Annotated in this window: 29 protein-coding genes and 1 tRNA gene; 17 read left to right on the forward strand and 13 right to left on the reverse strand. The window is 62.4% G+C overall.

The window, feature by feature from the left end:
- Positions 1-78 precede the first annotated feature (78 nt).
- Complete coding sequence (locus tag HAD_RS11995) at positions 79-1,008, reverse strand: sterol desaturase family protein (RefSeq protein WP_035571267.1); 930 nt, start codon at positions 1,006-1,008, stop codon at positions 79-81.
- 193 nt (positions 1,009-1,201) lie between these two features.
- Between HAD_RS11995 and HAD_RS12000 the strand changes: the two genes are divergently transcribed.
- Positions 1,202-2,122 carry a crotonase/enoyl-CoA hydratase family protein gene (locus HAD_RS12000; protein WP_035571269.1) on the forward strand — a complete coding sequence of 307 codons (921 nt, stop codon included), beginning with the start codon at positions 1,202-1,204 and terminating at the stop codon, positions 2,120-2,122.
- The gene (locus tag HAD_RS12005; RefSeq protein WP_035571270.1) at positions 2,119-3,090 is read left to right on the forward strand and encodes an alpha/beta fold hydrolase; all 972 of its coding nucleotides are present in this window, start codon (positions 2,119-2,121) and stop codon (positions 3,088-3,090) included. The genes HAD_RS12000 and HAD_RS12005 overlap by 4 nt, the downstream gene beginning before the upstream one ends.
- A gap of 32 nt (positions 3,091-3,122) precedes the next feature.
- On the opposite strand, the gene HAD_RS12010 is transcribed toward HAD_RS12005, so the two are convergent.
- Positions 3,123-3,893: an SDR family NAD(P)-dependent oxidoreductase gene (locus tag HAD_RS12010; protein ID WP_035571272.1), complete on the reverse strand. Its 771-nt coding sequence runs from the start codon at positions 3,891-3,893 to the stop codon at positions 3,123-3,125.
- 110 nt (positions 3,894-4,003) lie between these two features.
- Here HAD_RS12010 and HAD_RS12015 point away from each other — a divergent pair, with 110 nt between their 5' ends.
- On the forward strand, positions 4,004-4,489 hold the full coding sequence (locus HAD_RS12015) for a CinA family protein (RefSeq protein ID WP_035571274.1): 486 nt from the start codon (positions 4,004-4,006) through the stop codon (positions 4,487-4,489).
- 3 nt (positions 4,490-4,492) lie between these two features.
- Here the strand turns inward: HAD_RS12015 and HAD_RS12020 are convergent, their stop codons facing one another.
- The 4 genes from HAD_RS12020 to rpsF all read right to left on the reverse strand — a co-directional run bounded on the left by HAD_RS12020 (position 4,493) and on the right by rpsF (position 7,367).
- Positions 4,493-5,992, reverse strand: coding sequence for a replicative DNA helicase (locus HAD_RS12020; RefSeq protein ID WP_035571275.1), 1,500 nt, complete (start codon positions 5,990-5,992; stop codon positions 4,493-4,495).
- A gap of 164 nt (positions 5,993-6,156) precedes the next feature.
- Entirely contained in the window at positions 6,157-6,744 is a 588-nt protein-coding gene (rplI, locus tag HAD_RS12025) for a 50S ribosomal protein L9 (RefSeq protein WP_035571276.1), read from the reverse strand.
- A 12-nt stretch (positions 6,745-6,756) separates the two neighbouring features.
- Positions 6,757-7,014: a 30S ribosomal protein S18 gene (gene rpsR / locus HAD_RS12030; protein ID WP_035571278.1), complete on the reverse strand. Its 258-nt coding sequence runs from the start codon at positions 7,012-7,014 to the stop codon at positions 6,757-6,759.
- Positions 7,015-7,028: 14 nt separating this feature from the next.
- A complete protein-coding gene (gene rpsF / locus HAD_RS12035; RefSeq protein WP_035572190.1) occupies positions 7,029-7,367 on the reverse strand; it encodes a 30S ribosomal protein S6 in 339 nt (112 codons plus the stop codon).
- Positions 7,368-7,576: 209 nt separating this feature from the next.
- On the opposite strand from rpsF, the gene fabD reads away from it, so the two are divergent.
- The 8 genes from fabD (at position 7,577) to HAD_RS12075 (ending at position 13,822) form a co-directional block, all read left to right on the forward strand.
- Entirely contained in the window at positions 7,577-8,527 is a 951-nt protein-coding gene (gene fabD, locus HAD_RS12040) for an ACP S-malonyltransferase (protein ID WP_035571279.1), read from the forward strand.
- 4 nt (positions 8,528-8,531) lie between these two features.
- Entirely contained in the window at positions 8,532-9,269 is a 738-nt protein-coding gene (fabG, locus tag HAD_RS12045) for a 3-oxoacyl-[acyl-carrier-protein] reductase (RefSeq protein WP_035571281.1), read from the forward strand.
- Positions 9,270-9,381: 112 nt separating this feature from the next.
- A complete protein-coding gene (locus HAD_RS12050; RefSeq protein ID WP_034762761.1) occupies positions 9,382-9,615 on the forward strand; it encodes an acyl carrier protein in 234 nt (77 codons plus the stop codon).
- Between the two features lie 25 nt (positions 9,616-9,640).
- Entirely contained in the window at positions 9,641-10,927 is a 1,287-nt protein-coding gene (gene fabF, locus HAD_RS12055; protein WP_035571283.1) for a beta-ketoacyl-ACP synthase II, read from the forward strand.
- A 67-nt stretch (positions 10,928-10,994) separates the two neighbouring features.
- Positions 10,995-12,023 (forward strand): endolytic transglycosylase MltG, encoded by a 1,029-nt coding sequence (mltG, locus tag HAD_RS12060; protein WP_035571284.1) that lies wholly within the window; start codon positions 10,995-10,997, stop codon positions 12,021-12,023.
- Positions 12,020-12,907: a YicC/YloC family endoribonuclease gene (locus tag HAD_RS12065; RefSeq protein WP_035571285.1), complete on the forward strand. Its 888-nt coding sequence runs from the start codon at positions 12,020-12,022 to the stop codon at positions 12,905-12,907. Before mltG ends, HAD_RS12065 begins: the two co-directional genes overlap by 4 nt.
- Entirely contained in the window at positions 12,897-13,550 is a 654-nt protein-coding gene (gene gmk, locus HAD_RS12070) for a guanylate kinase (RefSeq protein WP_035571287.1), read from the forward strand. Before HAD_RS12065 ends, gmk begins: the two co-directional genes overlap by 11 nt.
- Before the next feature lie 83 nt (positions 13,551-13,633).
- The gene (locus HAD_RS12075) at positions 13,634-13,822 is read left to right on the forward strand and encodes a hypothetical protein (RefSeq protein WP_035571289.1); all 189 of its coding nucleotides are present in this window, start codon (positions 13,634-13,636) and stop codon (positions 13,820-13,822) included.
- Between the two features lie 64 nt (positions 13,823-13,886).
- Here HAD_RS12075 and HAD_RS12080 read toward each other — a convergent pair whose 3' ends face one another.
- Entirely contained in the window at positions 13,887-15,107 is a 1,221-nt protein-coding gene (locus HAD_RS12080) for an NADP-dependent isocitrate dehydrogenase (protein ID WP_035571291.1), read from the reverse strand.
- A gap of 77 nt (positions 15,108-15,184) precedes the next feature.
- Here HAD_RS12080 and HAD_RS12085 point away from each other — a divergent pair, with 77 nt between their 5' ends.
- Both HAD_RS12085 and HAD_RS12090 read left to right on the forward strand, forming a co-directional pair.
- Positions 15,185-15,946: an RNA methyltransferase gene (locus tag HAD_RS12085; RefSeq protein ID WP_035571292.1), complete on the forward strand. Its 762-nt coding sequence runs from the start codon at positions 15,185-15,187 to the stop codon at positions 15,944-15,946.
- Positions 15,936-17,159: a TIGR03862 family flavoprotein gene (locus HAD_RS12090; RefSeq protein WP_035571294.1), complete on the forward strand. Its 1,224-nt coding sequence runs from the start codon at positions 15,936-15,938 to the stop codon at positions 17,157-17,159. Before HAD_RS12085 ends, HAD_RS12090 begins: the two co-directional genes overlap by 11 nt.
- Before the next feature lie 6 nt (positions 17,160-17,165).
- On the opposite strand, the gene HAD_RS12095 is transcribed toward HAD_RS12090, so the two are convergent.
- Positions 17,166-17,930 carry a crotonase/enoyl-CoA hydratase family protein gene (locus tag HAD_RS12095; RefSeq protein ID WP_035571295.1) on the reverse strand — a complete coding sequence of 255 codons (765 nt, stop codon included), beginning with the start codon at positions 17,928-17,930 and terminating at the stop codon, positions 17,166-17,168.
- 159 nt (positions 17,931-18,089) lie between these two features.
- On the opposite strand from HAD_RS12095, the gene HAD_RS12100 reads away from it, so the two are divergent.
- Both HAD_RS12100 and HAD_RS12105 read left to right on the forward strand, forming a co-directional pair.
- Positions 18,090-19,283: an acyl-CoA dehydrogenase family protein gene (locus tag HAD_RS12100; protein ID WP_035571297.1), complete on the forward strand. Its 1,194-nt coding sequence runs from the start codon at positions 18,090-18,092 to the stop codon at positions 19,281-19,283.
- Positions 19,284-19,286: 3 nt separating this feature from the next.
- Positions 19,287-20,333, forward strand: coding sequence for an acyl-CoA dehydrogenase family protein (locus HAD_RS12105; protein ID WP_035571298.1), 1,047 nt, complete (start codon positions 19,287-19,289; stop codon positions 20,331-20,333).
- A 16-nt stretch (positions 20,334-20,349) separates the two neighbouring features.
- Here the strand turns inward: HAD_RS12105 and HAD_RS12110 are convergent, their stop codons facing one another.
- On the reverse strand, positions 20,350-21,309 hold the full coding sequence (locus HAD_RS12110; RefSeq protein ID WP_035571300.1) for a LysR family transcriptional regulator: 960 nt from the start codon (positions 21,307-21,309) through the stop codon (positions 20,350-20,352).
- A gap of 240 nt (positions 21,310-21,549) precedes the next feature.
- On the opposite strand from HAD_RS12110, the gene HAD_RS12115 reads away from it, so the two are divergent.
- Both HAD_RS12115 and HAD_RS12120 read left to right on the forward strand, forming a co-directional pair.
- The gene (locus HAD_RS12115) at positions 21,550-21,987 is read left to right on the forward strand and encodes a hypothetical protein (RefSeq protein WP_035571302.1); all 438 of its coding nucleotides are present in this window, start codon (positions 21,550-21,552) and stop codon (positions 21,985-21,987) included.
- Positions 21,987-22,613, forward strand: coding sequence for a GNAT family N-acetyltransferase (locus HAD_RS12120; protein WP_051596190.1), 627 nt, complete (start codon positions 21,987-21,989; stop codon positions 22,611-22,613). Before HAD_RS12115 ends, HAD_RS12120 begins: the two co-directional genes overlap by 1 nt.
- A gap of 19 nt (positions 22,614-22,632) precedes the next feature.
- Here the strand turns inward: HAD_RS12120 and HAD_RS12125 are convergent.
- The 4 genes from HAD_RS12125 to HAD_RS12140 form a co-directional block, all read right to left on the reverse strand.
- Positions 22,633-22,707 (reverse strand) — tRNA-Phe (locus HAD_RS12125).
- Between the two features lie 56 nt (positions 22,708-22,763).
- Positions 22,764-22,985 (reverse strand): DNA gyrase inhibitor YacG, encoded by a 222-nt coding sequence (locus tag HAD_RS12130; protein ID WP_051596191.1) that lies wholly within the window; start codon positions 22,983-22,985, stop codon positions 22,764-22,766.
- Complete coding sequence (locus HAD_RS12135) at positions 22,982-24,013, reverse strand: ribonuclease E/G (RefSeq protein WP_035571306.1); 1,032 nt, start codon at positions 24,011-24,013, stop codon at positions 22,982-22,984. The genes HAD_RS12130 and HAD_RS12135 overlap by 4 nt, the downstream gene beginning before the upstream one ends.
- 4 nt (positions 24,014-24,017) lie before the next feature.
- The gene (locus HAD_RS12140; RefSeq protein ID WP_035571307.1) at positions 24,018-25,568 is read right to left on the reverse strand and encodes a glucose-6-phosphate isomerase; all 1,551 of its coding nucleotides are present in this window, start codon (positions 25,566-25,568) and stop codon (positions 24,018-24,020) included.
- Between the last annotated feature and the right edge of the window lie 227 nt (positions 25,569-25,795).

Consider the following 25,795-nt stretch of genomic DNA (forward strand, 5'->3'; position numbering starts at 1 on the left):
ACTCACACTGTCGATGGCGTCCACCGGAGACGTTGCGGAAAGCGCCGGAACGACCGCAGCCTGTCGGCCATCGCGTGGTTACCCGGGGAGACCCGGACTGCCGGCCTCGTCCGGGTGGGCGTCGACATAGGCCTGTTTGAGTTCAACGGAGCGGTTGTGGTGCCCGTCAGGGTTCCAGCCCGGGGCGTTGATCATGCGTCCGAACCATTTGTCGGGGCGCAGGCCGTCGCTGGCGCAGTCCCGCATCAGGGCGAAAAATTCATGGAAGGCCACGGTGAACGGATTGTACGAGCCGACCGGTTTCACGATGCCATAGACCGGCTTGTCCGCGTCCAGTTCGGGCACAAAGGTGCCGAACATCTTGTCCCAGACGATGAAGACCCCGGCATAATTGGTATCGAGGTATCGCGGGTTCGTGGCGTGGTGCACGCGGTGGTGCGAGGGTGTGTTCATCACCGCCTCGAACCATTTCGGCATCCGGTTGATGGCCTCGGTATGGATCCAGAACTGGTAGAGCAGGTTCCAGCCCGCCGCGAAGCCGATGAGGTAAGGGTGGAAGCCGAGGATCACCATGGGCAGGCCGAGAATGTAGAGCCCGGTGAACGGGCCGAACCAGGGCTGGCGCAGCGCGGTCGTCAGATTGTAGTGCTCTGAGGAATGGTGGGTGACATGCTCCATCCACCACCAGCGGGCCCGGTGGGCGAAGCGGTGCTTCCAGTAGTAGATGAAATCGTAGAGCACGAAGCAGGCGAGAAAGCTCCACCAGGTATAAGGCAGGGTCAGCACCCGGTAGGGCCAGGCCACGATCAGCAGCCAGAAAAAGACCGTTGCCGTGAGCGTGTTCACAACGACATTGCCGATGCCCATGGCAAGCGATGTAAACGCGTCTTTCGTTTCATACCGGCCATGGAATCGTCCGGTCTTTACGCCCCACCATTCCAGCACGACGGACAGGACGAAGAACGGCGCGGCATACGTCGTGACGGGGGGGAAGTCGTGAAACTCCATGAAGCGCGGGTCCGTAAATTGATGGCGGGGCAGGTCGCGACTATCCGGTCCGTTTGGGCGCTGCGTCAAGCATGCCTGTGGAATCTGCAAAATCACGCTTTCCGAGGGGCGAGTACGAAACTCACCAGCCCCGGCTTGACGAACCTTGCGGAACCCCGCCTCACTAGCCTGCAAACCAACAGGGAGACCGGCCATGGCCGCTACGGCGCTCAAGACATTCGAAGAAATCAAGCTGGAGAAGGAAGACGGCATCGCCATTCTGACCCTTCACCGGCCAGAGAAGATGAACGCGTTCACAGGCAAGATGATGCAGGAGATGATCGAAGCGTTCGACATCACCGACGCAGACGACGACGTGCGTGTTGTCATCGTGACGGGGCATGGCGACCGCGCCTTCTGCGCAGGGGCTGACCTCTCGTCCGGTGCCAAGACGTTCGACTATGACAAACGCTCGGGCGATGGTGAGGCTGGCCGCACTGCCAGCGAAGATATCCAGCGCGATGGCGGTGGGCGCGTGACACTGCGTATCTTCAACAGCCTGAAGCCGGTGATCGGCGCCATCAATGGCGCAGCCGTCGGGATCGGCGTGACCATGCAGCTGCCGATGGATATCCGCCTTGCATCCGACAATGCGCGCTTCGGCTTCGTGTTCAACCGCCGGGGCATCAACCCGGAGGCTGCGTCCTCCTGGTTCCTGCCGCGTCTCGTTGGTATTCAGCAGGCGCTGGACTGGTGCTTTACCGGCCGGATCTTCCCGGCGCAGGAGGCTCTCGATGCCGGCTTCGTGAAAGCCGTCTATCCGCAGGCTGACCTTCTGGATGAAGCGAAAAAGCTGGCCCGCGAGATTGCAGACAATACGGCCGCCGTCTCCACGACGCTGACCCGTCACATGATGTGGCGCATGCTGGGCGCCAGCCACCCGATGGAAGCCCACATCGTCGATTCCGCTGCAATCTACTCGCGCGGCAAAACCGAAGATGCCCGCGAAGGCGTGATGAGCTTCCTCGAGAAGCGTCAGCCGACTTATCCGGTGAAAGTATCCGACGGTATGCCGAGCTTCTTCCCTTGGTGGGATGAGCCGGAATTCAAATGGATTGGTGGTGACGGCTCGTGAGTGAGCAGACCTTCGAGTTTGTAAAGACGAATGGCGTCACGCTGCGCGTGGCGACTGCCGGGGACGGGCCGCTTGTCGTGCTCGTCCACGGTTTTCCCGAAAGCTGGTATTCGTGGCGCCACCAGATCAAGGCGCTCAGCGAGGCCGGCTACCGGGTGGCCGCACCGGATGTGCGCGGTTATGGCGAATCCGAACGGCCGGAGGCGGTCGAGGCGTATGATCTCGAGAGCCTCACCGGCGATATCGCAGGGCTGGCGGAGGCCTTGTCACCGGGTGAGAAGGCGGTTGTCGTCGGACATGATTGGGGCGCGCCCATAGCCTGGAATACGGCCCGTCTGCATGCGGACAAGTTCCGTGCGGTGGCCGGGCTTTCCGTGCCTTACATGCCGATGGGCGACGTCATGTTCCTGGACATGGTACACAAGGTGTTCACCGAACGAGGCCTGTTCTTCTATCAGGTCTATTTCCAGGATATCGGCCCGCCGGAAGCGGAGCTGGAAGCCGATCCTGCGGAGACGATCCGGAAGTTCTACTATGCGATCTCCGGCGATGCGCCGGACGGCACCTGGCCGACGGACAAGAAGCATGGCGACACGCTGCTGCACCGCTTGCCGGAACCGCCCATGCCGCTGCCCTGGCTGGACGCGGATGATGTCGCCTATTACGACAGCCAGTTCCGCAAATCCGGTTTCCGCGGTCCGCTGAACCGCTACCGCAATCATGCGCGCGACTATGCGTTCCTGAAGAGTCATCCGGCCAATCCGGTGATCCAGCAGCCATCGCTGTTCATCGGAGGCACGAAGGATCTCGTGCTGAAAATGTTCCAGGGGGACATCGTCGCCGCGATGAAACCGAACCTGGCGGACCTGCGCGGATGCCATCTGCTGGAAGGCTGCGGCCACTGGACCCAGCAAGAGCGTCCGGAAGCTGTAAATCGGCATCTGATCGACTGGCTAGGCGGGCTGTAGGGCCCGCCTGCCGGCACGATCGACCTGCTCGGTCAGTAATTCACGCGATTGGACACCGCGCCGTCCACGACCAGGTTGACGCCCGTCGTGTAGGAGGATGCCGGGCTGGCCAGGAACACGGCCGCGTTGGCGATTTCCTGCGGCGTTGCACAGCGTCCGGTCGGATTGCGGGAATTGGCCTGCTTGAAGAAGTCGGGCTGGTTAGTCTGCACCATGTGCCAGATCCCGCCTTCGAAGAAGACCATGCCCGGCGAGACGACATTGACACGCAGGCCTTTGGCGGCGTTTTCGCGGGCCAGCCCTTTGGCAAAGTGAATCAGCGACGCCTTCATCGGACCGTAAGAATCCGCCCGGTCTGCTTGCGCCGCCGAGACGGAGGCGATGATGACAAAGGCTGCATCGCCACTTGCCTTGGCGGCTTTGTCCAGGAAGGGCTCGGCCGCGTTGAAGGCGTTGACTGCGCCCAGCACATCCAGTTGGAAGTTCTGTGTCCAGGCTTCAGGCGAATTGCCCTGCGCCATGGCCCCGGCATTGGAAACCAGGATGTTGATGCCGCCCAGTTCCACGCCCGCTTTCCGGATCCAGGATTTGAGGGCGTCTTCATCTGTAATATCCACTGAAGCGCCGGTCGCATTCACGCCCTTGGCCTGCAGGGCCTCGACCGTTTCGGCGACCTGCTTTTCATTGCGGGCGCAGATGGCGATATTGGCGCCTTCACTGGCCAACGTGCCGGCAATGGCACGCCCGATGCCGCGCGTGCCGCCAAGGATGACGGCGTTCTTTCCTTTGAGATGCAGATCCACTTGGGCTTCCTCCAATGATTTCGAAGAGTGTGGGCGCAAAAGCCGGCGAAACCAACACCTGTCGTTGCGTCGAGGCTTGCCAGCGCCCTGGTGATTGGTTGATGTGACGTATGCAAAACCTGATCCCCATTGCCGCCGATATCGGCGCACGCCTGACACAGCGCGGCGAAACCGTCGCGATCTCGGAATCATCTGCCGGAGGCCTGATCTCGGCCGCGCTGCTCGCCGTGCCGGGCGCATCGGCCTTCTACCGGGGAGGTGGGGTGATCTACACGCCGCAGGCATTCCGGGGGCTGTTGGGGCTGACCAAGGAAGACCTGGGCGACATGCGCTCTTCGACCGAGCCGTATGCCCGCCTGCTGTCCCGCACGATCCGGGGCAAGCTGCGCGCTGACTGGGGGCTGTGCGAGACCGGCGCATCCGGGCCGAACGGAAATCCTTACGGCGATGCGGCCGGACACACCTGCGTGGCGGTCTGCGGCCCGGACAGGTTTGAAGTTTCCCGCACGCTTGAAACGGGCCTCGACGATCGGGAAGACAATATGCGCCGTTTCGCGATCGAAGCGCTGGACCTGCTGCACGCGGCGCTGGCCTGAGGCTTACTCGAAGTCGCCGCCGTAGCCCTGCTGTTCCTTGGTCAGGTCGCCGAAGCGCGTGATGTTGGAGTCGAAGGCGAGTTCGACGCGGCCGATCGGACCGTGACGCTGCTTGCCGATGATACATTCGGCCTTGCCGTAGACCTCGTCCATGCGCTGGCGCCACTTGGACCATTTTTCGTTTGATGCCGGATCACTCGGGTCTGCGCCGGGCTCTGTCCGGGCAAGATAATATTCCTCGCGGTACACGAACATGACGACGTCCGCGTCCTGCTCGATGGAGCCGGATTCCCGAAGGTCGGACAGCTGAGGGCGTTTGTCGTCGCGCTGTTCCACGGCACGGGAGAGCTGGGACAGCGCGATGATCGGGACGTTCAGGTCCTTCGCCAGCGCCTTCAGCGAGGTCGTGATCTGGGTGATTTCCTGCACACGGCTGGAATTGGGGCCGGAGGTGCTGACCGTGATCAGTTGCAGGTAGTCGATCACGATCATGTCGAGACCGACGGAGCGTTGCAGGCGGCGCGCGCGCGCCGCGAGCTGGCTGATCGAGATACCGCCAGTGTCGTCAATATAGAGCGGCAGGTTCTGCAGCTCCTCCGTCGCTTCGCGCAGGCGTTCGAAGTCGCCCTTGTCGAGATCGCCCTGGCGAATGCGGTGGGTGGTGATCCCGGTCCGCTCCGCGATGATACGCGTTGCCAGCTGTTCGTTCGACATTTCCAGCGAGAAGAATCCGACGATCGCTCCGTCTACGGTTTTCTTGGAGCCATCCTCCTGCATCTCGGCCCGATAGGCAGAGGCCGCATTGTAGGCGATGTTGGTGGCGAGCGATGTCTTGCCCATCGACGGGCGTCCGGCGAGGATGATGAGGTCAGACCGGTGCATGCCGCCAAGTTTTTCATCGAGGTCGCGCAGGCCGGTCGGGATCCCGGCAATCTTGCCTTCGCGCTTGTAGGCCGCTTCGGCCGTTTTCAACGATTCCGTCAGCGCTTCCGCGAAGCTTGTAAAGCCGCGGCCGGTGGCGCCGCGCTCGGCGAGGTCGAACAGCTGGCGTTCAGCCAGCTCGATCTGGCGCTCGCCGCTTTCTTCCGGGGCAGGGGTCAGCGCCCGGCCCTGAAGGTCGCTGCCGATGCCGACGAGCGAGCGGCGCATGGCGAGATCGCGGATCATATGGGCGTAGTCGCCCACCTCGGCACCGAAAGCCGCCGAATCGAGCAGCTGTTCCAGGTAACGCGCGCCGCCAATCTCCGACAGCTTCTCGGCCTTCTCGAAATGCTCGCGCAGGGTCACGCCATCGGCGATGCGCCCCTGCTGAATCATGATGGAAGCGACTTCATACAATTCCTGGTGGGCCGGGGCGTAGAAATCCGACGCGCGCAGGATGTCGGCGACACGCTGGTAGGAATTGTTGTCGAACAGAATGGCGCCCAGCACGGCGGATTCGGCCGACAGATTGTGCGGCGGCGCGATGGCGTCTTTGGGGGAGGCGGTATCGTCGAGAGGCATGGCGTTAACCCTACCTTACCTGAGGTGAGAGTGCACGGTGATAGAGCTGCCTCACCTGTGGATAAATGCCCGTCATCGGTGGATGATCTACCAACATCCGTAACTGCCAAAGAAAAAGGCCGCACCCGGAAGTGCGGCCTTTTCTGTCTGGTATGCCGTGAAGCTTATTCTTCTTCAGCAGGGCCTTCAGCGGCACGTTCTGCAGCAGCTTCGGCGAGTTCGCCGGCCTGCTCATCATCCTGCGCCTGATTGGCAGCCTGCAGCGAAGCAACAATGTCTTCACCCTTGGCCTGACGGTCAGCTTCGTCATTCGAACGGGCGATGTTTGCCTGGACGGTGACGGTAACTTCCGCGTGGAGGCGGACTGAAACGTCGTAGAGGCCGATCTCTTTGATCGGCTTGTCGAGGCGCACGCCGGAGCGCGGCACGCTGTAGCCGGATGCTTCAGCAGCATCGGCAATGTCGCGTGCGGTGACGGAGCCATAAAGATGGCCGGTGTCGCCAGCCTGACGGATCAGGACGAAGATTGCGCCGTCGAGCTTCTGGGATTCGGTCTCAGCAGCTGCACGGGCTTCGGCGTTGCGGGCTTCGATGGCGTCGCGTTCACGCTCGAAACGGGCGCGGTTGCGTTCGTTGGCCATCAGGGCCTTGCCTTGCGGCAGAAGGAAGTTACGGGCGAAGCCGTTCTTCACTTTCACTTCGTCGCCAATGGCGCCGAGGTTTTCAACGCGCTCAAGGAGGATCACTTGCATGTCAGTCTCTCCTTACTTCACTTCGAAGGGCAGCAGGGCGAGCATGCGGGCACGTTTGATGGCCTGGGCAAGCTTGCGCTGGTTCTTCAGGTTTACAGCCGTGATGCGGCTCGGCACGATTTTCCCTTTTTCAGAGATATAGCGCTGAAGCAGCTTCACGTCCTTGTAGTCGATCGTCTGGGCGTTATCGCCCGAAAACGGATCGACTTTGCGGCGGCGGCCGAACGGACGGCGGGCCGGGATATTGGTGATGTTCAGTTTCTGAGCCATGTCCTGTCCCTTTCCTAGTCGCGGCGGCGGTCTTTGCGGGAGAGCACCGGCGACGGCTCGTCGCTCAGTTCTTCCACGCGGATGGTCATGTAGCGCATGACGTCTTCCGACAGGCGCTGGCGGCGTTCCAGTTCGTGGATCGCAGCGGCAGGCGCGTCGATGTTGATCAGCGAGTAGTGACCCTTGCGCTGCTTCTTGATCGGGTAGGCAAGGTTGCGAAGGCCCCAATATTCGGTTTTGCCGATTGTGGCGCCTTTTTCCTTGAGAAAGCCGGACAGTTCTTCGACAAAAGAGTCGACCTGGGCCGGCGAGATGTCAGGTCGTGTGATCACGACATGCTCGTAAAAAGCCATGTTTTCATTCCCAAAAATAAGGGGTGCGGCGCCAGACAGCGGGAAACTGCCGGACGATGGCCCCTCTTCCTCCGGCTCATTCCGGAGTACCAAGGACCGCATCCCTGTCCATGAAGGCGGCTGTAAAGCGCATCTGGCAAGGGTTTTCAATAGCTTGCGCACACGCGCGTGCACATTTAGGCACGGCGAAAATCCCGGGAGAATCGCCGATGACCAAACTCGCCTTCATCTTTCCTGGCCAGGGCAGCCAGGAAATCGGTATGGGCAAGGCCCTTGCGGATGCCTATCCGGCCGCCCGCGACGTGTTCCAGGCGGTCGATGACGCGCTTGGCCAGAACCTGTCGGACCTGATGTGGAACGGCACGATCGAGGACCTGACGCTGACGGCCAATACCCAGCCGGCGCTCATGGCCCATTCGGTTGCCGCCATGAAGGCGCTGGAGGCCGAATTCGGCACCTCCGCCAGGGATGCTGCCTTTGTGGCCGGTCACTCGCTGGGGGAATATTCCGCTCTGGCCGCTGCAGGATCGCTGACAATCGCAGATACGGCGCGCCTCCTGCGCATCCGCGGCAATGCCATGCAGTCGGCCGTTCAGCCCGGAGAAGGCGCCATGGCAGCCCTGCTGGGCGCTGATGTAGTGCAGGCAGAGGCCGCTTGTGCGGCTGGCCGCGATACGGGCGGGGTTTGCGAACTTGCGAACGACAACGCGCCCGGTCAGCTGGTGCTCTCCGGATCGAAAGCCGCGATCGATGCAGCCTGTGAGTGGGCGAAGGCAAACGGCGTGAAGAAAGCGATGCCGCTGAACGTGTCCGCGCCTTTCCATTGCTCGCTGATGCAGCCCGCCGCCGATGCCATGGCTGAGGCGCTGGCCGGCACCGATATCAAATCGCCGGTCGTTCCGGTGGTTGCGAATGTCTCTGCGACGCCAGTGACCGATCCTGAAATCATCCGTCAGAACCTCGTCGCGCAGGTGACAGGCCGCGTCCGCTGGACCGAAAGTGTACAGTTCATGTTCGCGCAGGGCGTCGACACGACGGGCGAAGTTGGCAACGGTAAGGTCCTGACGGTGATGCAGCGCCGCATCGAGAAATCACTAAAAGGCTTCACCCTCGGCGCGCCCGAGGATCTGAAAGCCTTTGCAGAAGCCATGAAGGGATAATCCCATGTTTACACTCTCCGGCCGTACGGCCCTTGTTACGGGCGCTTCCGGCGGTATCGGCAGCGCGATTGCGAAAGCGCTCTCGGAAGCTGGCGCGAAAGTCGTGCTGTCAGGCACGCGCGAAGGGGTCCTCAATGAGGTTGCTGCCACTTTGCCCGGGGAAAGTGCCGTGGTGACCTGCAACCTGTCCGACACCGAGGCCGTCGACGGCCTCGCTGCGAAAGCCGAGGACGTGGTCGGGCCGCTCGATATTCTGGTCGCAAATGCCGGCATCACCCGCGACAAACTGCTGATGCAGATGAAGGATGACGACTGGAACGACGTCATCGATATCAATCTCGGATCCTACTACCGCCTGACCAAGAGCGTCGTGCGGGGCATGATGAAGCGCCGTCATGGCCGCATTATCGGCATCACATCGGTGGTCGGTGTGACCGGCAATCCCGGGCAAACGAACTATTGCGCGTCCAAGGCGGGGATGATCGGATTTACCAAATCACTCGCGCAGGAAGTTGCCAGCCGCGGCATTACAGCCAACGCAATCGCCCCCGGATTCATCGAATCGCCCATGACGGATGTGCTGCCGGAAGCTCAGAAGAGTTCGCTTCTGGGGAGAATTCCTGCGGGCCGATTGGGGCAGGGCGCCGATATTGCTGCAGCTGCGGTGTATCTGGCTTCTGACGAGGCAGCCTATGTTACGGGGCAGACGCTGCACGTAAATGGCGGTATGGCCATGATCTGATAGGCACAGTTCACAGCTATACAAGGGCTTGGCGGCTCGGATAACTGTGTGCTAGGCGCAACACAATGGTTCGGATTTCGGGCCATTCCTCAGGCATTTAAGAGAGGTGCACATGTCTGACGTTCTCGAACGTGTTAAGAAAATCGTTGTCGACAATCTCGACGTTGAAGGTGACAAGGTCGTCGAAAGCGCGAGCTTCATTGACGACCTCGGCGCAGACTCGCTGGACCTCGTCGAGCTGGTCATGGCTTTTGAGGAAGAATTCAATATCGAAATCCCGGACGATGTGCAGGAGTCTATCCGTACCGTCGGTGACGCCGTGACCCACATCAAGGCTCACATCTAAGACATCCTGGACAGGAGGGGTCTCCATGTCTGACCGCCGCGTCGTCATTACTGGCATTGGTATCGTGTCGCCGCTCGCGGCGACACGTGAGGCCACATGGGAACGGTTGCTTGCGGGCAAGTCCGGGGCTGGACGCATTGATGCGTTCGACCCTGAGGACATGCCCTGCAAGATCGCTTTCCAGGTGCCATGGGTGACTGGCCGTGGCGGTGGGGAAGGAGACCCCGAAGCGTTCGATTCGGAAAAATTCGTCTCCAAGAAGGAGATGCGCCGGATCGACGAGTTTATCCTCTACGCCATCGCGGCGGCCGAAGAGGCTGTCGAGGATGCCAATTGGCGTCCTGAGGACGAAGAGGAAAAAGAGCGCACCGGAGTCATGATCGGCTCAGGCATCGGTGGGCTCGAATCGATCTACGACACCGCGATCACCCTGCACGAGCATGGCCCGCGCAAGGTCAGCCCGTTCTTCATTCCGTCGGCCCTGATCAACCTCGCCTCCGGTCAGGTCTCGATCAAGTACGGCTTCAAAGGCCCGAATCACGCGGTTGTTACGGCTTGTGCAACCGGGGCGCACGCGATCGGCGACTCGTCCCGTCTCATCAAGTACGGCGATGCCGACGTGATGATTGCAGGCGGATCCGAAGCCGTGATTGGCCGGATCGGCATTGCCGGCTTCTGCGCCGCCAAGGCCATGTCCACCAATTTCAACGATACGCCCGAAAAGGCCTCGCGTCCGTATGACAAGGATCGCGACGGATTTGTCATGGGTGAAGGCGCTGCGATCCTGGTGCTCGAAGAGTATGAGCATGCAAAGGCCCGTGGCGCGAAGATTTACGCTGAGGTTTCGGGTTACGGCCTGACCGGCGATGCGTACCACATCACGGCCCCTGCTGAAGGGGCTGAGGGTGGCTATCGCGCCATGAAAATGGCCCTGAAGAATTCCGGTATCGACCCTACTGAAATCGACTACGTCAATGCGCACGGCACGTCGACGCCCAAGGGCGACGAAGGCGAAGCCGGCGCAGTGGAGCGGGCTTTCGGCGACCACGCGAAGGACATTTCCATGTCATCGACCAAGTCGGCCGTTGGACACCTTCTCGGCGCCGCTGGTGCGATCGAAAGCGCTTTCTGCGCCCTGGCTATCCGCGATCAGGTCATGCCGCCAACGCTGAACCTCGACAATCCGAGCTTCGAAACCGTGATCGACCTGATCCCGCACAATGCCAAGAAGGGCCGGGTGCGCGCCACCATGTCGAATAGTTTCGGATTTGGCGGAACGAACGCCAGCCTTGTGCTGCGTGAGGTGAAGTAAGTCCCTTTCCGGACTCCTGCACCATGCTTAGGCTATCGTGCAGGAAACCCGCTGATTGAGGCTGCGCATGAAATTCCTGAAGGGCCTGCTGTCGCTCATCGTCCTGGTCCTCGTCATTGGCGGGGCTGCAGCCGGTGTTGGCTGGGTCTGGATGCAGGATGCGTTGAACCGGGATGGGCCGCTGACGGAAGATGTCGTGTTCCATGTTGAGCCGGGCGAAGGCCTCTCCAGCGTTGCGGTGCGCCTGGAACAGGAAGGCATCATTCGCGATGCCAAATTGATCCGCCTCAAAGCAAAGCTTGAGAACACCGAAACCGATATCAAAACGGGCGAATTCAAGATCGAGCGCGGCGCCAGCATGGTGGAAGTGCTGCATACGCTGATCGAAGGCAAAGGCGTCCTCTACAAGATTACCTTGCCGGAAGGCCGCACAACCGCGCAGCTCCTGAAAGTGATTGAGGCGGACCCGGTCCTCGTCGGAGACATGCCGGAAGAGGACATTCCGGAAGGGTCGCTCCTTCCGGATACGTACCTGTTCGATCGCGGCATGACCCGCGCCGACATGGTCAAGCTGATGCAGGACAAGCAGACAGAATTGCTGGAAGACCTGTGGCCGGAACGGGATCCGGATATCCCGCTCAAAACGCCCTACGAGGCGGTCATCCTGGCCTCCGTGGTCGAGAAGGAAACCGGCCGTGTGGATGAGCAGCCTGAAATTGCCGCACTGTTCACCACCCGCCTGAACCGGGGCATGCGGCTGGAAAGCGACCCGACGATCATTTACGGCGTCTCCCGCGGCGAGCCGCTTTATAATGCCCGGGGCCAGCGGCGCACATTGCGCCGGTCCGAGATCGACAGAAAGACCGACTGGAATACCTACCAGATCGACGGTCTGCCGAAGACGCCGATCTGCAACCCGGGACGCGGCGCCATCGAGGCTGTGCTGAACCCACCGCATACAGAATATATTTTCTTCGTTGCCGACGGAAAAGGCGGTCATCTGTTCGCCAAGACGCTGGCGGAACACAATCGCAATGTGGCCGCCTATCGCGCCTATGAGCGAAAAGAAATCGCAAAGGAGCGGGCGCCGGAATGAGTGTGTTATCGGGGATGACCGGCTTTGCCCGCGTTTCGGGTGAGGCTGAGTGGGGCAGCTGGGCCTGGGAAGCGAAAAGCGTCAATGGCCGCGGCCTGGACGTGCGGGTAAACTATCCACCGGGCTTTGAAGCGCTTGAGCGCGTGATCAAGTCTGCTGCGCCGAAATATTTCCAGCGCGGATCGCTTCAGGTCGCCCTCCGCATCGACCTCTCCAGCGGCGCCGATACGGCAACTGTGAACACCACGCTGCTGGATACGCTTGCGGCAGCAGTCGAGAAACGGACGGGCGCAGCCCTGTCCGGTGAAGTGTTCGCCAGCCTGATGAATGTGAAGGGCGTCGTGGAGCCTGGTGCGGGGAACCTGCGAGACTTGGGCAGCGATGAGGCCGTAATTACCCCCCTCGCCAAGGCCGGAGAGGAGGCCCTGCAGGCCCTGCAAGCCGAGCGGCGGCGCGAAGGCGGTATGCTCGCCGATTTGCTGGAGGGCCTGGTCGCCGGCATGGAGGAGTTGCGGGAGAAGGCCGGGAAGCTGGCGGACACCCAGCCTGCGCTACTTCAGGAGCGCCTGACCAAGCAGCTCGACGAACTCGATCCGGGCGGCCGCGTCGACAAGGATCGCGCGGCTGCTGAAATTGCCCTCAGCGCCGCCAAGGCGGATGTGCGTGAAGAGCTGGACCGCCTGACGGCCCATTTCGTTTCGGCGCATGAGCTGCTTGCGGGTGGCTCTCCGGTCGGCCGGAAACTGGATTTCCTGGCTCAGGAGCTGAACCGCGAAGCCAACACGCTCTGCTCGAAATCCGTCAGCCTCGATTTGACGAATGCGGGACTCGGTCTCAAAGGGCTTATTGACCAGTTCAAGGAGCAGGCCGCCAATGTCGAATAGCGGACACCCCAAAGACAGCGGCACGCGCCGCGGCCTCATGCTGGTCCTGTCCAGCCCGTCAGGCGCTGGCAAGACAACGCTTGCCCGCAAGCTGATCGACGAGTTCCACGATGTGAAATTGTCCGTCTCGGCCACGACCCGTAAGCCGCGCCCGGGCGAAGAGGACGGAAAAGACTATTTCTTCCGCACCGTGGAAGAGTTCCACGACATGATCGAGCGGCGCGAGTTCCTCGAATGGGCGCATGTGTTCGACAGGTTTTACGGTACGCCGAAGGCTGACACGGTCGCGCGGCTGGACGCCGGAGAAGACGTCTTGTTCGATGTGGACTGGCAGGGCGCCGATGCACTGCACGACCAGATGCCGAACGATGTGGTCTCGGTGTTCATCCTGCCGCCCAGCATCAGCGCGCTGGAACAGCGTCTGGCGGCCCGGCCCGGCTCGACACCGGAACTTGTCGACCGGCGCATGGAAGATGCCAAGCGCGAGATCATGCACTGGCGGCGGTATGACTATGTCATTGTCAATGAAGATCTCGAAGTGGCCTACCAGCGCCTTCGCCGGATCCTTCTGGTGGAGCGCCTGAAGCGGCTGCGCCAGCTGGACCTGGAGGACCATGTCCGCCGGCTTCTGGGCGAGGCCTGAACCACAAGAACGCTTGACTTGGCAGCGCCATTGGAGACGCTCTCGGGTAGAACGGCGTTTGACCAAACAGACAAGGCAACTGAATGACTGACCCCGGCGATCCGAAGCCAGACCTGCCCGAACGTGCGCCAGCGCGCCCTGTGTGGCTTTTCTGGCTGATCCCGATGGCCGTTCTGGTCGGCGTGGTCTGGTTCGTCCTGCGGGGCGACAGGTCGCCAGAAGCTGCGGCGGAGAACGCGGCCGTGACGTCCGACGTCTCCAACGTTCCCTGACTCCCAATGAAAAACCCCGCAGCGCCTGCTGCGGGGTTTTCCTTTATCCGGTGTGTCGGAAGGATCAGGCCTTCGACATCGCCTTTTCGAAGTTCTCGGCAACTTTCTCGATGAAGCCTTCGGTGGTCAGGTATCCCTGATCCGGCCCCACGAGGAGGGCGAGGTCTTTCGTCATGAAGCCGGCTTCGACCGTCTCGACGATGGTCTTCTCCAGCGTTTGCGCAAATTCCCGCACTTCCGGCGTACCGTCCATCCGGCCGCGATGGTCGAGACCTTGGGTCCAGGCGTAGATCGAGGCGATCGAGTTGGTCGAGGTCGCTTCGCCTTTCTGGTGGTTGCGGTAGTGGCGGGTGACTGTGCCGTGGGCGGCTTCGGCTTCGACCGTGTTGCCATCCGGGCTCATCAGGACCGACGTCATCAGGCCCAGCGAGCCGTAACCCTGGGCAACCGTGTCGGACTGGACGTCGCCGTCATAGTTCTTGCAGGCCCAGACATAGCCGCCGGACCACTTCATGCAGGCTGCAACCATGTCGTCGATCAGGCGGTGCTCATAGGTGCCGCCGAACTCGGCGAACTTGTCAGCAAACTCGGTGTCGAAGACTTCCTGGAAGATGTCCTTGAAGCGGCCGTCATAGGCTTTCAGGATCGTGTTCTTGGTCGACAGGTAGACCGGCCACTTGCGTTGCAGGCCATAGTTCATGCTGGCGCGGGCGAAGTCGCGGATCGACTCGTCGAGGTTGTACATGCCCATGGCGATACCGGCGCTGGGGAAGTCGAACACTTCGAATTCCTTGGAGTCGGACCCGTCGGCGGCTTCCCACTTCATGGTCAGCTTGCCTTTGCCCGGCACGAGGAAGTCGGTGGCCTTGTACTGGTCGCCAAATGCGTGACGGCCGACGACGACCGGACGGGTCCAGCCCGGCACCAGACGCGGGATGTTCGAGATCACGATCGGCTCGCGGAACACGACGCCGCCGAGGATGTTACGGATCGTGCCGTTCGGCGAGCGCCACATCTTCTTCAGGCCGAACTCTTCCACGCGGGCTTCGTCCGGCGTGATCGTTGCGCACTTCACAGCCACGCCATATTCCTTGGTAGCGTTGGCGGCGTCGACGGTGATCTGGTCGTCGGTTTCGTCGCGCTTCTGGATCGACAGGTCGTAATACTTCAGGTCGACGTCCAGGTAGGGGTGGATCAGCTTGTCTTTGATAAGCTGCCAGATGATGCGGGTCATTTCGTCCCCGTCCATCTCGACGATCGGGTTCTTGACCTTGATTTTCGCCATATTTGGAAGTCCTTGCGCTTGTAATTGTCTGGCAGGCCTATAGCAGAGCCCGGGCAGGCGTCAAAACAGGTTACGACATGGCAGATCACCGCAGCCCGGCCATCATTCTCCACTCGCCCCAACTGGGCGAAAATATCGGCGCGGCCGCGCGTGTCATGCGCAACTTTGGTCTGACGGATCTGCGGCTCGTGGCGCCGCGCGATGGGTGGCCAAATCCTGCGGCGGACACGATGTCAGCGGGCGCTTTCGACGCGGGTGTGACCGTGACTGTGCACCAGACACTACAGGATGCGCTGGAAGGCATCACATGGCTTGCTGCGGCGACGGCGCGGCTGCGGGGGATCGAGAAGCGGGTGGGCGATGCCCAGGGCGCGGCGCAGGTGGCGCATGAGCGGCTCGGCACTGGCAAATCGGCGATCATGTTCGGGGCAGAGAAGTCCGGCCTGCCAAATGATGCAGTTGCTGTGGCCGATTTCCTGATGACCTATCCGGTCGACACCGATTTCAAGAGCCTGAACCTTGCCCAGGCGGTGTGCGTGTTTTGCGCCGAATGGGGCAAGCTGGCCATCGGACCGCGCGCCGACGAGGGGGATAACAAAGCCGGTCTCGGCGACCTCGCCCCGCGTGACGAACTCTACCGCATGTTCGAGCATTTCGAGGAAGAGCTTGAAAGAGCGGGATATTTCTTCCCGCCGGAGAAGACGCCGCTGATGAAAGACAACCTCCGCGCCGCGTTGATAAGGGCGGACTGGACGCGGCAGGAAGTGCAGACATTCCGGGGCGCGATCAAGGCGTTGGCGCTCGGCCGGGGCAAGGCGCGGGTTCTCCGTGAAGACTGATCGCGTCGCTGTCATAGGCTCCGGTCCGGCAGGCCTGATGGCTGCGGATGTGCTGTCTGAGGCGGGTGTTGGCGTCGACGTCTACGAGGCGATGCCGAGCGCCGGGCGCAAGTTCCTGATGGCCGGAAAAAGCGGACTGAACATCTCCCATATCGGATCTACGCATGACTTTCTCATGCGCTACCATGATCATAGCGGACCATTCCATGACCATGTCGGAGCTTTCGGACCGGATGAGGTGACCGCCTGGATGGAAGGCCTCGGCATGCCGGCCCATGTCGGCCCGACCGGCCGGATTTTTCCGGAATCGATGAAGGCCTCCCCGCTGCTCCGCGCCTGGCTTCGCAGACTGGCAGACAGGGGCGTCCGGCTTCACCTGAAACATCGCTGGACCGGCTGGGCACCGGGCGGTGCACTTGCATTCGACGCGCCGGAGGGGGACGTGACCGTCACGCCCGCCGCAACCGTCTTTGCGCTCGGCGGTGGCAGCTGGCGGCGGCTGGGGTCGGATGGCGCATGGGCCAACATGTTCCGGCAAGCGGGAATCGCGGTCGATCCGTTCCGGCCTTCCAATTGCGGGTTCACCGTGGACTGGTCGGCGCGGATGCGGGACCAGTTTGCCGGTGCGCCGGTGAAAGGCGTGGGCCTGTCAGCAGACGGGCAGGCGACGCGAGAGGAATTTGCCATAACGGCGCGGGGCGTGGAGAGCGGCAGCGTCTATACGCTGTCCGCTAAACTTCGCGATGAAATCGATGCGGCGGGCAGCGCGACGCTGTGGCTGGACCTGTTGCCTGACTTGGACGCGGCGGAAGTCGCGCGGCGGCTGGAAGCAGCGCCTTCGAAACAGTCCCTGTCTAACCGGCTTCGCAAGGCGCTGAAGCTGACCGGCGTGAAGGCGGCGTTGCTGTATGAGTGTGCGGACCGCGCCGCGCTGAACGATCCGGCGCAAGCGGCGCAGGCTATCAAGGCGCTGCCGTTGAAGCTGACGGGTACTGTGCCGCTGGACGAGGCAATCTCCACAGCAGGCGGCGTCGCATGGGCCGCGCTGGACGATCAGTTGATGCTGAAAGAAAAGCCCGGGCATTTCTGCGCGGGCGAGATGGTCGCGTGGGATGCGCCGACGGGCGGCTATCTGATCACGGCCTGCATGGCGACTGGCCGGGCGGCCGGACGCGGCGTGCTGGATTGGCTTGCACGCCGCGCCGCGGAATAGTCCGAATTACTTGCCCTTCCAGACGGGGGCGCGCTTCTCGATGAAGGCTTTCGGGCCTTCCTTGAAGTCTTCGGTGCCGACGATGCTGGCGAAGGCCTTGCCGCTGTCTTTCCAGAGTTCGTCATCGGTCTTGGACGTGGCGTCGATGACGACGGTACGGCTGGCGGCGACGGCGAGCGGCGCGTTGGCGGTGATGCGGGCGGCGAGCTTTTCAGCTTCGGCCATCACCTCGGCTTCGGGGGCGACCTTGTTGACCATGCCAAGTTCATAGGCGCGCTGGGCCGGCATCGGATCGCCGGTCAGAATGACTTCCATCGCCATGGCCTTGCCAATCACGCGGGGCAGGCGGAACAGGCCGCCGGCCGCTGCGACGAGCGAGCGCTTCACTTCCGGCAGGCCGAAATTCGTGTTGTCCGCGCAGACGATCATATCGCAGGAGAGGGCGACTTCCGTGCCACCTGCGAGGGCCGAGCCGGTGATCGCGGCGATCAGTGGCTTGGTGCGCTCGCGCTTTGCGATGCCTGCAAACCCGCCTTTCTTGGTGGAAAGGGCGGCTCCATTGCCAGCCGAGATTTCTTTCAGGTCAGCCCCGGCGCAGAAGGCCTTGCCAACGGCCGTGAGGATGCCCACCCAGACTTCCGGGTCGGATTCCATCTGGTCGAGGGCGGCTTCCATCGTCTGGGCCATCTCGCCATTGATGGCGTTGCGGGCTTCCGGACGGTTCATCGTGATGATGGCGACGTGGCCCTTTTTCTCATATTCGACTGCCATTTGGTTTCGCTCCCTGGTGCGCGTGTTGATTTATCGATGGCGAGGTAAGCCTGTTGACGCTGCGTCCACGCAAGGCCTGACGGCGGAGTGTCTATTGTGCGGATGCGAAAGAATTTTTCCTCTTGGCGAACCTTGGGTAAGCCCCTTCAGCATGAATTCATGGAACTGAGTCTGAGCCCCGAATACGAAGCCTTCCGCCAGGACGTGAACCGCATCCTGACGGAAAATGCCCATCTGGCCCCCGGCCCGGAAGACAGGGGGATGAAAAACCCCAAACGTCTCGCCTGGCAGAAATTCCTGATTGAGAAAGGGCTGACCGCCCGGACGATCCCGAAGGAATATGGCGGGTATGGCGCCGAACCTGACTTGCTGAAATCCCGCATTATCGCGGAAGAGTTCGCCCGCACGGGCATTGCGCGGCCGATGGGCGGGCAGGGCATCTCCATGCTGGTGCCGACCCTTCTGGAGCTGGGTACACCGGAGCAGAAGGAAGCCTATATCCGCCCAACGCTGCACGGTGAGATGATCTGGTGCCAGGGGTATTCAGAGCCGGGTGCAGGATCTGACCTTGCGGCGCTGCGCACAGCTGCCGTGGAAGACGGCGATGATTTCATCATCAACGGCCAGAAGATCTGGACCTCGACCGCGAAACAGGCCGACATGATCTTCTGCCTTGTGCGGACGGATCCGGACGCGAAAAAGCATCACGGCATCTCTTATGTCCTGTTCCCGATGGACACGCCCGGCATTGAGGTGCGTCCGCTGGTCGACATGACCGAGAACGCGAACTTCAATGAAGTGTTCTTTACCGATGTCCGCGTGCCGCAAAGCGGCATCGTGTTCGAGAAGAACAAGGGCTGGCAGGTGGCGAATGCCACGCTGACCCATGAGCGCGGCATGCTGGGAGACCCGAACGCCACGAAGGCGCGGTTCCTGGAACTCGTCGAGCTGATGAAAAAAGAGACGATGAACGGCGAGCGCCTGATCGACAATCCTCTGTTGCGGGACCGGTTGGTGAAGTTGCAGGGCGAAGTCTATGCGATGCAGGCCAACGGCTTGCGCGTGACGACGGCGCGCCTGAAGCAGGAGAGCGCAGGGCTCGCCGGCCTGATCGTGAAGCTGCAAGGGTGCGAACTGAACCACCAGATTGCCGGTCTCGCCATTGATGCCCTGGGTGAACTCGGCATTCTCTATGGTGACGGAGACCATCTGAGGGCGGATGGGTCGTGGCAGTGGCGCTACATGTATGACCTCGGCCTGATCATTGGCGGCGGTACGGCACAGATCCAGAAGAATATCATTTCCGAACGCGGCCTCGGCATGCCGCGCGAACCCAAGCCGGCGAAGGTTTAAGTCATGGAATTCGCACTCTCAGAAGACCAGCGCATGCTGCAGGATTCGATCAGCGGATTCCTGAAGGACAACGCGTCGCTGGATACAATCCGCAAGATTGCGGACGGCGATGCCGACGCAAAGGCCACGCTGGCGGCGGGCCTGTCGGAAATGGGCATCATGGGGCTGCATGTTCCCGAAGCGGCCGGTGGGTCAGGGCTCGGCCTGTTGGAGGCCTGCCTTGTTCAGGAAGCGCTGGGGTATGCGGTGACGCCATCCGGGTTCCTGGCGGCGACCGTGGCGGCACACGTGCTCCCGAATGCGGGAGAGGCTTATGCCGAAGGGGTTGCGACGGGCGACATGGTTTTCGGCCTGTCGCTGACAGAACTGTCCTCCCGGCGGGACCTTGCTGGTCTGACGCTGAAGGATGGGCATGTGTCCGGCAAGACATTGCTGGCCATGGTGCCGGATAGTGCGACCCATGTCCTGACAGCCGATACGGACGGCGGTCTCCATGTCGTCGATACCTGGTCGGCAACGGCCATGCGGACGATTGACCGCACGAGGACTTTCCAGGAGCTCGGTTTCGATCATGCGAAGTGTGAGGCGTCCATGGCGCAGGCGGACGGCGCGCTGGAAGCGGCTCGCCTCCTGATTGCTGCGGATACGCTCGGCGCGGCGCAGGCCATGCTGGACAAGGCGGTCGAGTACGCCAAGGAACGCAAACAGTTCGGACGGGTCATCGGCTCGTTCCAGGCGGTGAAGCATCTGTGTGCGGAAATGACGGCGAAGCTGGAACCGGCCCGTGCGCTCGTCTGGCATGCGGCTTATGCCATGGATACCGGCGATCCGGAGGCGGCTGTTATGGCGAACCTTGCCAAGGCGCACCTCGCCGAGGTCGGCACCTTCGTCGCCAAGACGTCAACGGAAGTGCATGGCGGCATGGGCTTCACCGATCTTCTGGGCCTGCATTACTGGTTCAAGCGCATCGGCGTGAACAGGCAGCTGTTCGGCAGCCCGGAGCAGGCGCGCCATAGCGCCGCCGAACTGCAGGGCTTCGTGGCCGCCTGATCTGCCGCCCGCCCTCTCAGGCCTGACGGCAGAGGCGCGTTTCGGGCTCTGTCTGTAAAGCCTGTGCGGGGTTTTGCCGGAAACAATGATGGTCCTCGGCGTCGAGCAGGCCACGTAGCCAGTCCAGTACGGTCACACACCGGTCCTGCCGGCGCGCGCGTTCCGGGAACGACATCCAGATATCAGCCCGGACAGCCGGAAGCGGGCAGATGCGCAGGATGTCAGGATGGGCGGCTTCCACAAATGTCGGCAGGGCGCAAAGCGCTGCGCCGCTGCGGCATTCTGCGAGTGCAGCCGACAGGCTGTTCGATATGGGTGACCGTTCGCAAAACTGGCGCAGGGAATCCGCGGCCGGCAGTGTCCCGGAAATCAGGTCCGCCAACTGACGTGGAAACACGCACCGGGCCGAGTCGATGGATGCGAGCCTTGCCGGCCTGCTCGCGGAGACAGGGTGCGTGGGCACGGCGTAGACGGCATAGTGCACCTTGCCGAGACGGCGGGTGATCAGGTCTGACTGAACGGGGCGCTCAAGGGTCAGGAACACGTCTGAAATGCTAGCGATGTCCGGCGTTGGCGGCGTCCACGCGCTGGCGCGGAGGTCGATGCCCGGATTGCCTGTCAGGAAAGCAGCAATCTGCGGCGCGATCCACCAGGCCAGCAGGGCTTCATCCGCATCCAGCCGAACAATGCCTGTGGCCGTGCCTTTCTGGTCGGCCACATCAATCTGCACGGCCTCCATGACATCGGCCATGACGTTGGCATGCCGTAGCAGGACATGCCCGGCCTCGGTCAGCTCTATCCCCCGCGTGGAGCGATGGAAGAGCTGTGTGTTGAGGTCTGCCTCGAGGTCCGACATTCGGCGGCTGACCGTTGGTACGGAGCCGCACAGGCGGGCTGCGGCGGCGCTCATACTGCCCAATTGTGCAACGGTCCGGAACACCCGGATCTTGTCCCAGTCAAACAGCTCAGCTTGCATCGCGTCCCCTTGCAAGGCTGAAACGCCCCCTTTCACCCACGGCTAAAGCCCCATCCCGCGAAAACTGAAAAACTCAATTTAAGCGTGTAGTGGAGAGTCGACGTGGAAGCAACGAGAAATTGTAAAGAGTCTACGATACACGTAGACATTGTACGGGTGGAGCGACGGGCCAGGGAACTTGGGTTCCGGCATGCGAGCATCGGAGAACTCGCTGAAGGCATCAGGCTGGCAGAGTCCCTGATGGGGGCGAAGATCGCAACACCAGATGCTGTGATGCGCATGGATGTGGTCACCGGCATGACCGCCTGGGTCACGGGTGACCCGATTGAGGGTGTGTTCCTCGTCCTGCCTCTGTCGCCCGCCGGGGAGCAGGCCGTCCGGGACGGAACCTATTGCCCGGCAGATCCGGCCCCGGCCCATCTCGCCTGGCAGGGGCGGGACGTCGCCGGCGTATATATCGGCGTCTATGCCGGCGCGACGAAGGAGGCCCGGCGGGCCGTGATGACGGCGGCTGCGGTCATGCGCATGGACCAGTTTGCCGCCGTCCCGACCTTCGCCCGGGGCGCAACCGACGACGGAAAGCGGTCGATGGCGTCGCTTGGGTTTTCACCGCTTGAAGGCGGCCTGCCAGATCTTTGGGTTCAGGAGGGTTTCTCTTCCGGGTCGGAGGCGGCGTGATGAAGCGGCCTGTGGTGGGGATGGAGGGGCTGCGCCGCCCTGTGCCGGACGAGACCTGGGACCGCTACAGCGCCCGGCCGGTCAGGTCGCTGGATGAATTGCAGATGGCGGCAGCCATCCGGGCGGCGGTTTTCATGTCGGAACAGGCCTGTCCGTATGAAGAGGAATATGACGGGAATGATTTGTGCGGCACACATTTCCTTCTGTTCGATGGGGCCGAGCCGGTCGGGACCTTGCGGGTGCGCTGGTTCGCGGATTTCGCCAAGCTGGAACGAATCGCCCTCCTGCCGCGAGAGCGGGGGCGGATGGGCCTGCGTGTGCTGCTGGCGGAAATGTTCGAACTGGTCGCGCGCAAAGGCTATCGCCGGATGCTCGGCCAGATCCAGGCACGGCTCTGGCCGGTCTGGTCGCGCACCTTCAAGTGCCGCCTTCTGCCCGGGCGCGGGCCGTTCTGGTTCTCCGACTATGAATACCGTGAGATCGAGATCCTGGTTCCGGAACACCCCGACGCCTTGCCGATGGAAGCCGACCCCTATGTGATCATCCGCCCCGAAGGGGCCTGGGACACTCCTGGTGTGCTGGACGCATCCGCGGACCGGGCGCCAGGACAGGACGAGGCGGCATAAGCAATCTGATCTGGGAAAATGGTGCCCGGGGGCGGAATCGAACCACCGACACGCGGATTTTCAATCCGCTGCTCTACCCCTGAGCTACCCGGGCGGGCCGTGGGGAAGGGCGCTATCTAACGGAGCCCTGCGGGCTTGTCCATGCTGATTTCAGTCTTCTGCTGACATATCCCCGGCGTCGCCCGGGCGGGGGGAGTCTTCGTCGTCCTCGACCGGTGGGCCGGGAATGGCGTAGCCCTCATTCAACCACTTGCCGAGGTCCACATCCGCGCAGCGTTTGGAGCAGAATGGCCGGTATTCCGCAGAAACCGGGTTCTTGCGGCACTGGGCACATTTGGGCTGGCGTTTCTCGGGGGGCACGGGCTGGCTCATGGGACGGTGAAAACAACAGGAGATTTCGGATCGGTCGAGTCGTAAGTGAAGCGGTCGCCGTACTTTTGCGCAAGGCTTTGCCGCAGAAGCTGGCCATCCCGGTTGAGCCAGTCAAGGGCGGGCCTCGGCAGGTCGAGACAGAGCCTGTCCATGCGTCTCGCCCGCGCTTCCTGCTCCAGAAGCCGGAACCCGTCGAAACATATGGTCCGGGAAGACTTTGCGCCGGAAGGGTCCAGCAGGCGCTCGGCGATCGGCGTCTCAGCCCATTCGACGGAGGCTTCCAGAAGGCCGAGGTCCGATGGCAGCAGCGCCCGGACCCGCTGGCTGGAAATCTGCCGGAATACGGTATTGAACCGGTCCCGCACCTGTTTGCCAGCCTCGCGGTTAAGCGGGCTGACGCAGTCCATCACGATGATCCCGCCAAGGTTCCTAAGACGTATCTGGCGGGCGAGTTCGGCGGCGGCATCCAGATTGACCTTGAGCGCGCGGGTGGCGGCCCGTCCTGTTTCCGTGCGGCCGGACGTATCGACATCCACCGCAACAAGCGCGCGGGTCCGCTCAAGGGTGATGTTACCGCCGCCGGGGAGGTTCACGGTCTCCGAAATGGCCATGTCGAAGGCCATTGCGACAGTCGGGTCACCGGGATCGACCTGCATCACCTCCGGCGCGTCCCATAGGTCAGACACGCCGGATGCTGGCGCCTTCCCGGCCAGTGCGACCCGGGCCAGTTTGCTGCCTTCCCGGGGTTCCGCAGCAATCCGCAAGTCGAGGGACTGTCCCTCTGTCAGGCCGTGTCCCTCCTGCAGCCGCAGGAAGGCCTCGCCGCCGTGGTCATCGAGGTTCACGAAGCCGCCACCCTGACCGAGGGAAATCGTGTGCAGGCGGCCGGTCACCTGCTGGCCGATCCGGACGGGCCGGTCCTCCGTCAGGCGGGTCAGCCGGACAGCGAGGGGACGGTCGAGTTCATCCAGCGCGACTTCGCGCGTTTCCGCGGCGCACACTTCCTGAAGGATGCGAGCCGCGGGCATGCGTCTAGCTGAGATCTTTGATCAGGGAGGCGGTGACTGGATCGTCTGCCATGCCGTCGCCGGACAGGGCCGGTTTCAGGCGGGTCGCCATCGTCTTGCCGCGCTCCACGCCCCATTGGTCGAACGGGTTCAGGCCCCAGAGCTTTCCGGCAAAATAAGTCCGGTGCTCATAAAGCGCGACGAGGCTGCCAAAGGCTTCGGGGCCAAAGGCTTTGTGGTGCAGGAATGAGGAGGCGCGACCGCCGGCGTGGACTTTCTGTTTGGCAACGGCATCGGACAGGTCCGGCTCCTCAGCCCTGACTTCCTCCAGCGACCGGCCATTGGCCAGAACTTCGGCCTGGGCGAGCGCATGAGCCGTGAGGGCCGTGATGCCTTCCGGATCGCGGTCAAAGTCCGGGGCGAGGATGAACTCGGACGGAACGCTGCGGGAGCCCTGGTGCAGCCATTGGTGATAGGAATGCTGGCCGACAGAGCCCTCGCCGCCCCAGAGGGCCGGCGCCGTGGAATAGGGTGAGGGCACGCCGCCCGGACCGACCGACTTGCCATTCGACTCCATTTCAAGCTGCTGCAGATAGGTCGGCAGCATGCGCAGGCGGTGAGAATAGGCGAGTACGACCCGCATGCTGCGCTCAAGGAAGGACGCGTTCCAGAAGTCGAGCAGGGCGAGGCGCATCGGCAGGTTTTCGGCAAGCGGGGCAGAGCGGGTATGCGCATCCATTTCCGCGGCGCCCTTGAGGATCGCCTCGAATGTCCCGGCCTTGAGGTAGATCATGCAGGCGAGAGATGCGGCGGACCAGAGCGAAAACCGTCCGCCAACCGGCAGCGGCATGTCGAAAAGATAGCCGTCATTGCCGCCGAGCCAGGCCTTCGCGCGGTCCGGATTGGCGGTAACAAGCGCAATTTGGCGGCTGGCCTCCGCCCCGAGGGACGCTTCCATCCATTTGCGGGCGCGCCCGAGATTGTAGAGCGTTTCTTCCGTTCCGAAGGATTTGGAGACGCCGACGACGAGCGTGCTGGCCGGATCGAGCCCGGTCAGGGCGTGCTCAAGGTCCCACGGATCGACATTGGCGCAGAAGCGCAACTCGATGCCGGGGGCGGCAAGGTCGGCAAAGGCGTCGGCAATCAGGCGGGGGCCGAAGTCGGATCCGCCGATGCCGATGTGAAGGACGGCCTTGTAGGACGCTCCACCAACTGTCCTGATGTCGCCTTCCTGCACGCGGCGGGCGAACTCAAGGGCGGGCAGGACGCTCTGGCGCACCTTTTCCGCCTCCCCGGAGAGCGGGGCTTGTGCGCGTAGTGCCCAGTGCAGCGCCGGGCGATTTTCCGACGGGTTTACAATGTCCCCGTTGAAGAGGCTTGCGGCCGCATCTTCCAGTCCGGCTTTCGCGCCATGCGCGAGCAGGGCCGCGTCTGACTCGGCGTCCAGATATTGGCGGGAAAGGTCCGCCGTCCAGCCAGCCGCAGACAGGGAAGCCTGACCGGCCCGGGCCGTAGCAAGGTCTTTCAGCGGGGCGGCCTTGAGGGATGCGGCGAGGGAACCTAGATCAGCACGCATGTTGCGGGTCCTTTCCGTGACTGGAACTCACGGATTACCCATGGTTCGCCGCTGGGCGCAAGATGTGGCCCGGGCAGGTGCAGCCGAACGCAAATGTGCGCTTGAATCCCGCGCCACACATGGGTATGAGGCCCGTTTAACAGGCCGCAGGCCTGATTTGGTATCCCGTCCGGCGGGCCGGACAGAACACGAATTCAAGGAGAGGCCCGATGGGCAAGGCAAAGTTT

It is taken from the genome of Hyphomonas adhaerens MHS-3 (assembly GCF_000685235.1).
Lineage (GTDB): Bacteria > Pseudomonadota > Alphaproteobacteria > Caulobacterales > Hyphomonadaceae > Hyphomonas > Hyphomonas adhaerens.

What these genes read in the sequence shown, in the direction of transcription:
- fabD (WP_035571279.1), top strand. Translation starts at nt 7,577, where the DNA reads ATGACCAAACTCGCCTTCATCTTTCCTGGCCAGGGCAGCCAGGAAATC.
- HAD_RS12115 (WP_035571302.1), top strand. Translation starts at nt 21,550, where the DNA reads ATGGGGGCGAAGATCGCAACACCAGATGCTGTGATGCGCATGGATGTG.
- HAD_RS12020 (WP_035571275.1), bottom strand. Translation starts at nt 5,992, where the DNA reads ATGCCTCTCGACGATACCGCCTCCCCCAAAGACGCCATCGCGCCGCCG.
- HAD_RS12110 (WP_035571300.1), bottom strand. Translation starts at nt 21,309, where the DNA reads ATGCAAGCTGAGCTGTTTGACTGGGACAAGATCCGGGTGTTCCGGACC.
- rplI (WP_035571276.1), bottom strand. Translation starts at nt 6,744, where the DNA reads ATGCAAGTGATCCTCCTTGAGCGCGTTGAAAACCTCGGCGCCATTGGC.
- HAD_RS12135 (WP_035571306.1), bottom strand. Translation starts at nt 24,013, where the DNA reads ATGCCCGCGGCTCGCATCCTTCAGGAAGTGTGCGCCGCGGAAACGCGC.
- HAD_RS12050 (WP_034762761.1), top strand. Translation starts at nt 9,382, where the DNA reads ATGTCTGACGTTCTCGAACGTGTTAAGAAAATCGTTGTCGACAATCTC.
- HAD_RS12000 (WP_035571269.1), top strand. Translation starts at nt 1,202, where the DNA reads ATGGCCGCTACGGCGCTCAAGACATTCGAAGAAATCAAGCTGGAGAAG.
- rpsF (WP_035572190.1), bottom strand. Translation starts at nt 7,367, where the DNA reads ATGGCTTTTTACGAGCATGTCGTGATCACACGACCTGACATCTCGCCG.
- HAD_RS12140 (WP_035571307.1), bottom strand. Translation starts at nt 25,568, where the DNA reads ATGCGTGCTGATCTAGGTTCCCTCGCCGCATCCCTCAAGGCCGCCCCG.
- HAD_RS12075 (WP_035571289.1), top strand. Translation starts at nt 13,634, where the DNA reads ATGACTGACCCCGGCGATCCGAAGCCAGACCTGCCCGAACGTGCGCCA.
- HAD_RS12085 (WP_035571292.1), top strand. Translation starts at nt 15,185, where the DNA reads ATGGCAGATCACCGCAGCCCGGCCATCATTCTCCACTCGCCCCAACTG.
- HAD_RS11995 (WP_035571267.1), bottom strand. Translation starts at nt 1,008, where the DNA reads ATGGAGTTTCACGACTTCCCCCCCGTCACGACGTATGCCGCGCCGTTC.
- fabF (WP_035571283.1), top strand. Translation starts at nt 9,641, where the DNA reads ATGTCTGACCGCCGCGTCGTCATTACTGGCATTGGTATCGTGTCGCCG.
- HAD_RS12095 (WP_035571295.1), bottom strand. Translation starts at nt 17,930, where the DNA reads ATGGCAGTCGAATATGAGAAAAAGGGCCACGTCGCCATCATCACGATG.
- fabG (WP_035571281.1), top strand. Translation starts at nt 8,532, where the DNA reads ATGTTTACACTCTCCGGCCGTACGGCCCTTGTTACGGGCGCTTCCGGC.
- HAD_RS12120 (WP_051596190.1), top strand. Translation starts at nt 21,987, where the DNA reads ATGAAGCGGCCTGTGGTGGGGATGGAGGGGCTGCGCCGCCCTGTGCCG.
- HAD_RS12015 (WP_035571274.1), top strand. Translation starts at nt 4,004, where the DNA reads ATGCAAAACCTGATCCCCATTGCCGCCGATATCGGCGCACGCCTGACA.
- HAD_RS12105 (WP_035571298.1), top strand. Translation starts at nt 19,287, where the DNA reads ATGGAATTCGCACTCTCAGAAGACCAGCGCATGCTGCAGGATTCGATC.
- gmk (WP_035571287.1), top strand. Translation starts at nt 12,897, where the DNA reads ATGTCGAATAGCGGACACCCCAAAGACAGCGGCACGCGCCGCGGCCTC.
- rpsR (WP_035571278.1), bottom strand. Translation starts at nt 7,014, where the DNA reads ATGGCTCAGAAACTGAACATCACCAATATCCCGGCCCGCCGTCCGTTC.
- HAD_RS12100 (WP_035571297.1), top strand. Translation starts at nt 18,090, where the DNA reads ATGGAACTGAGTCTGAGCCCCGAATACGAAGCCTTCCGCCAGGACGTG.
- HAD_RS12080 (WP_035571291.1), bottom strand. Translation starts at nt 15,107, where the DNA reads ATGGCGAAAATCAAGGTCAAGAACCCGATCGTCGAGATGGACGGGGAC.
- mltG (WP_035571284.1), top strand. Translation starts at nt 10,995, where the DNA reads ATGAAATTCCTGAAGGGCCTGCTGTCGCTCATCGTCCTGGTCCTCGTC.
- HAD_RS12130 (WP_051596191.1), bottom strand. Translation starts at nt 22,985, where the DNA reads ATGAGCCAGCCCGTGCCCCCCGAGAAACGCCAGCCCAAATGTGCCCAG.
- HAD_RS12065 (WP_035571285.1), top strand. Translation starts at nt 12,020, where the DNA reads ATGAGTGTGTTATCGGGGATGACCGGCTTTGCCCGCGTTTCGGGTGAG.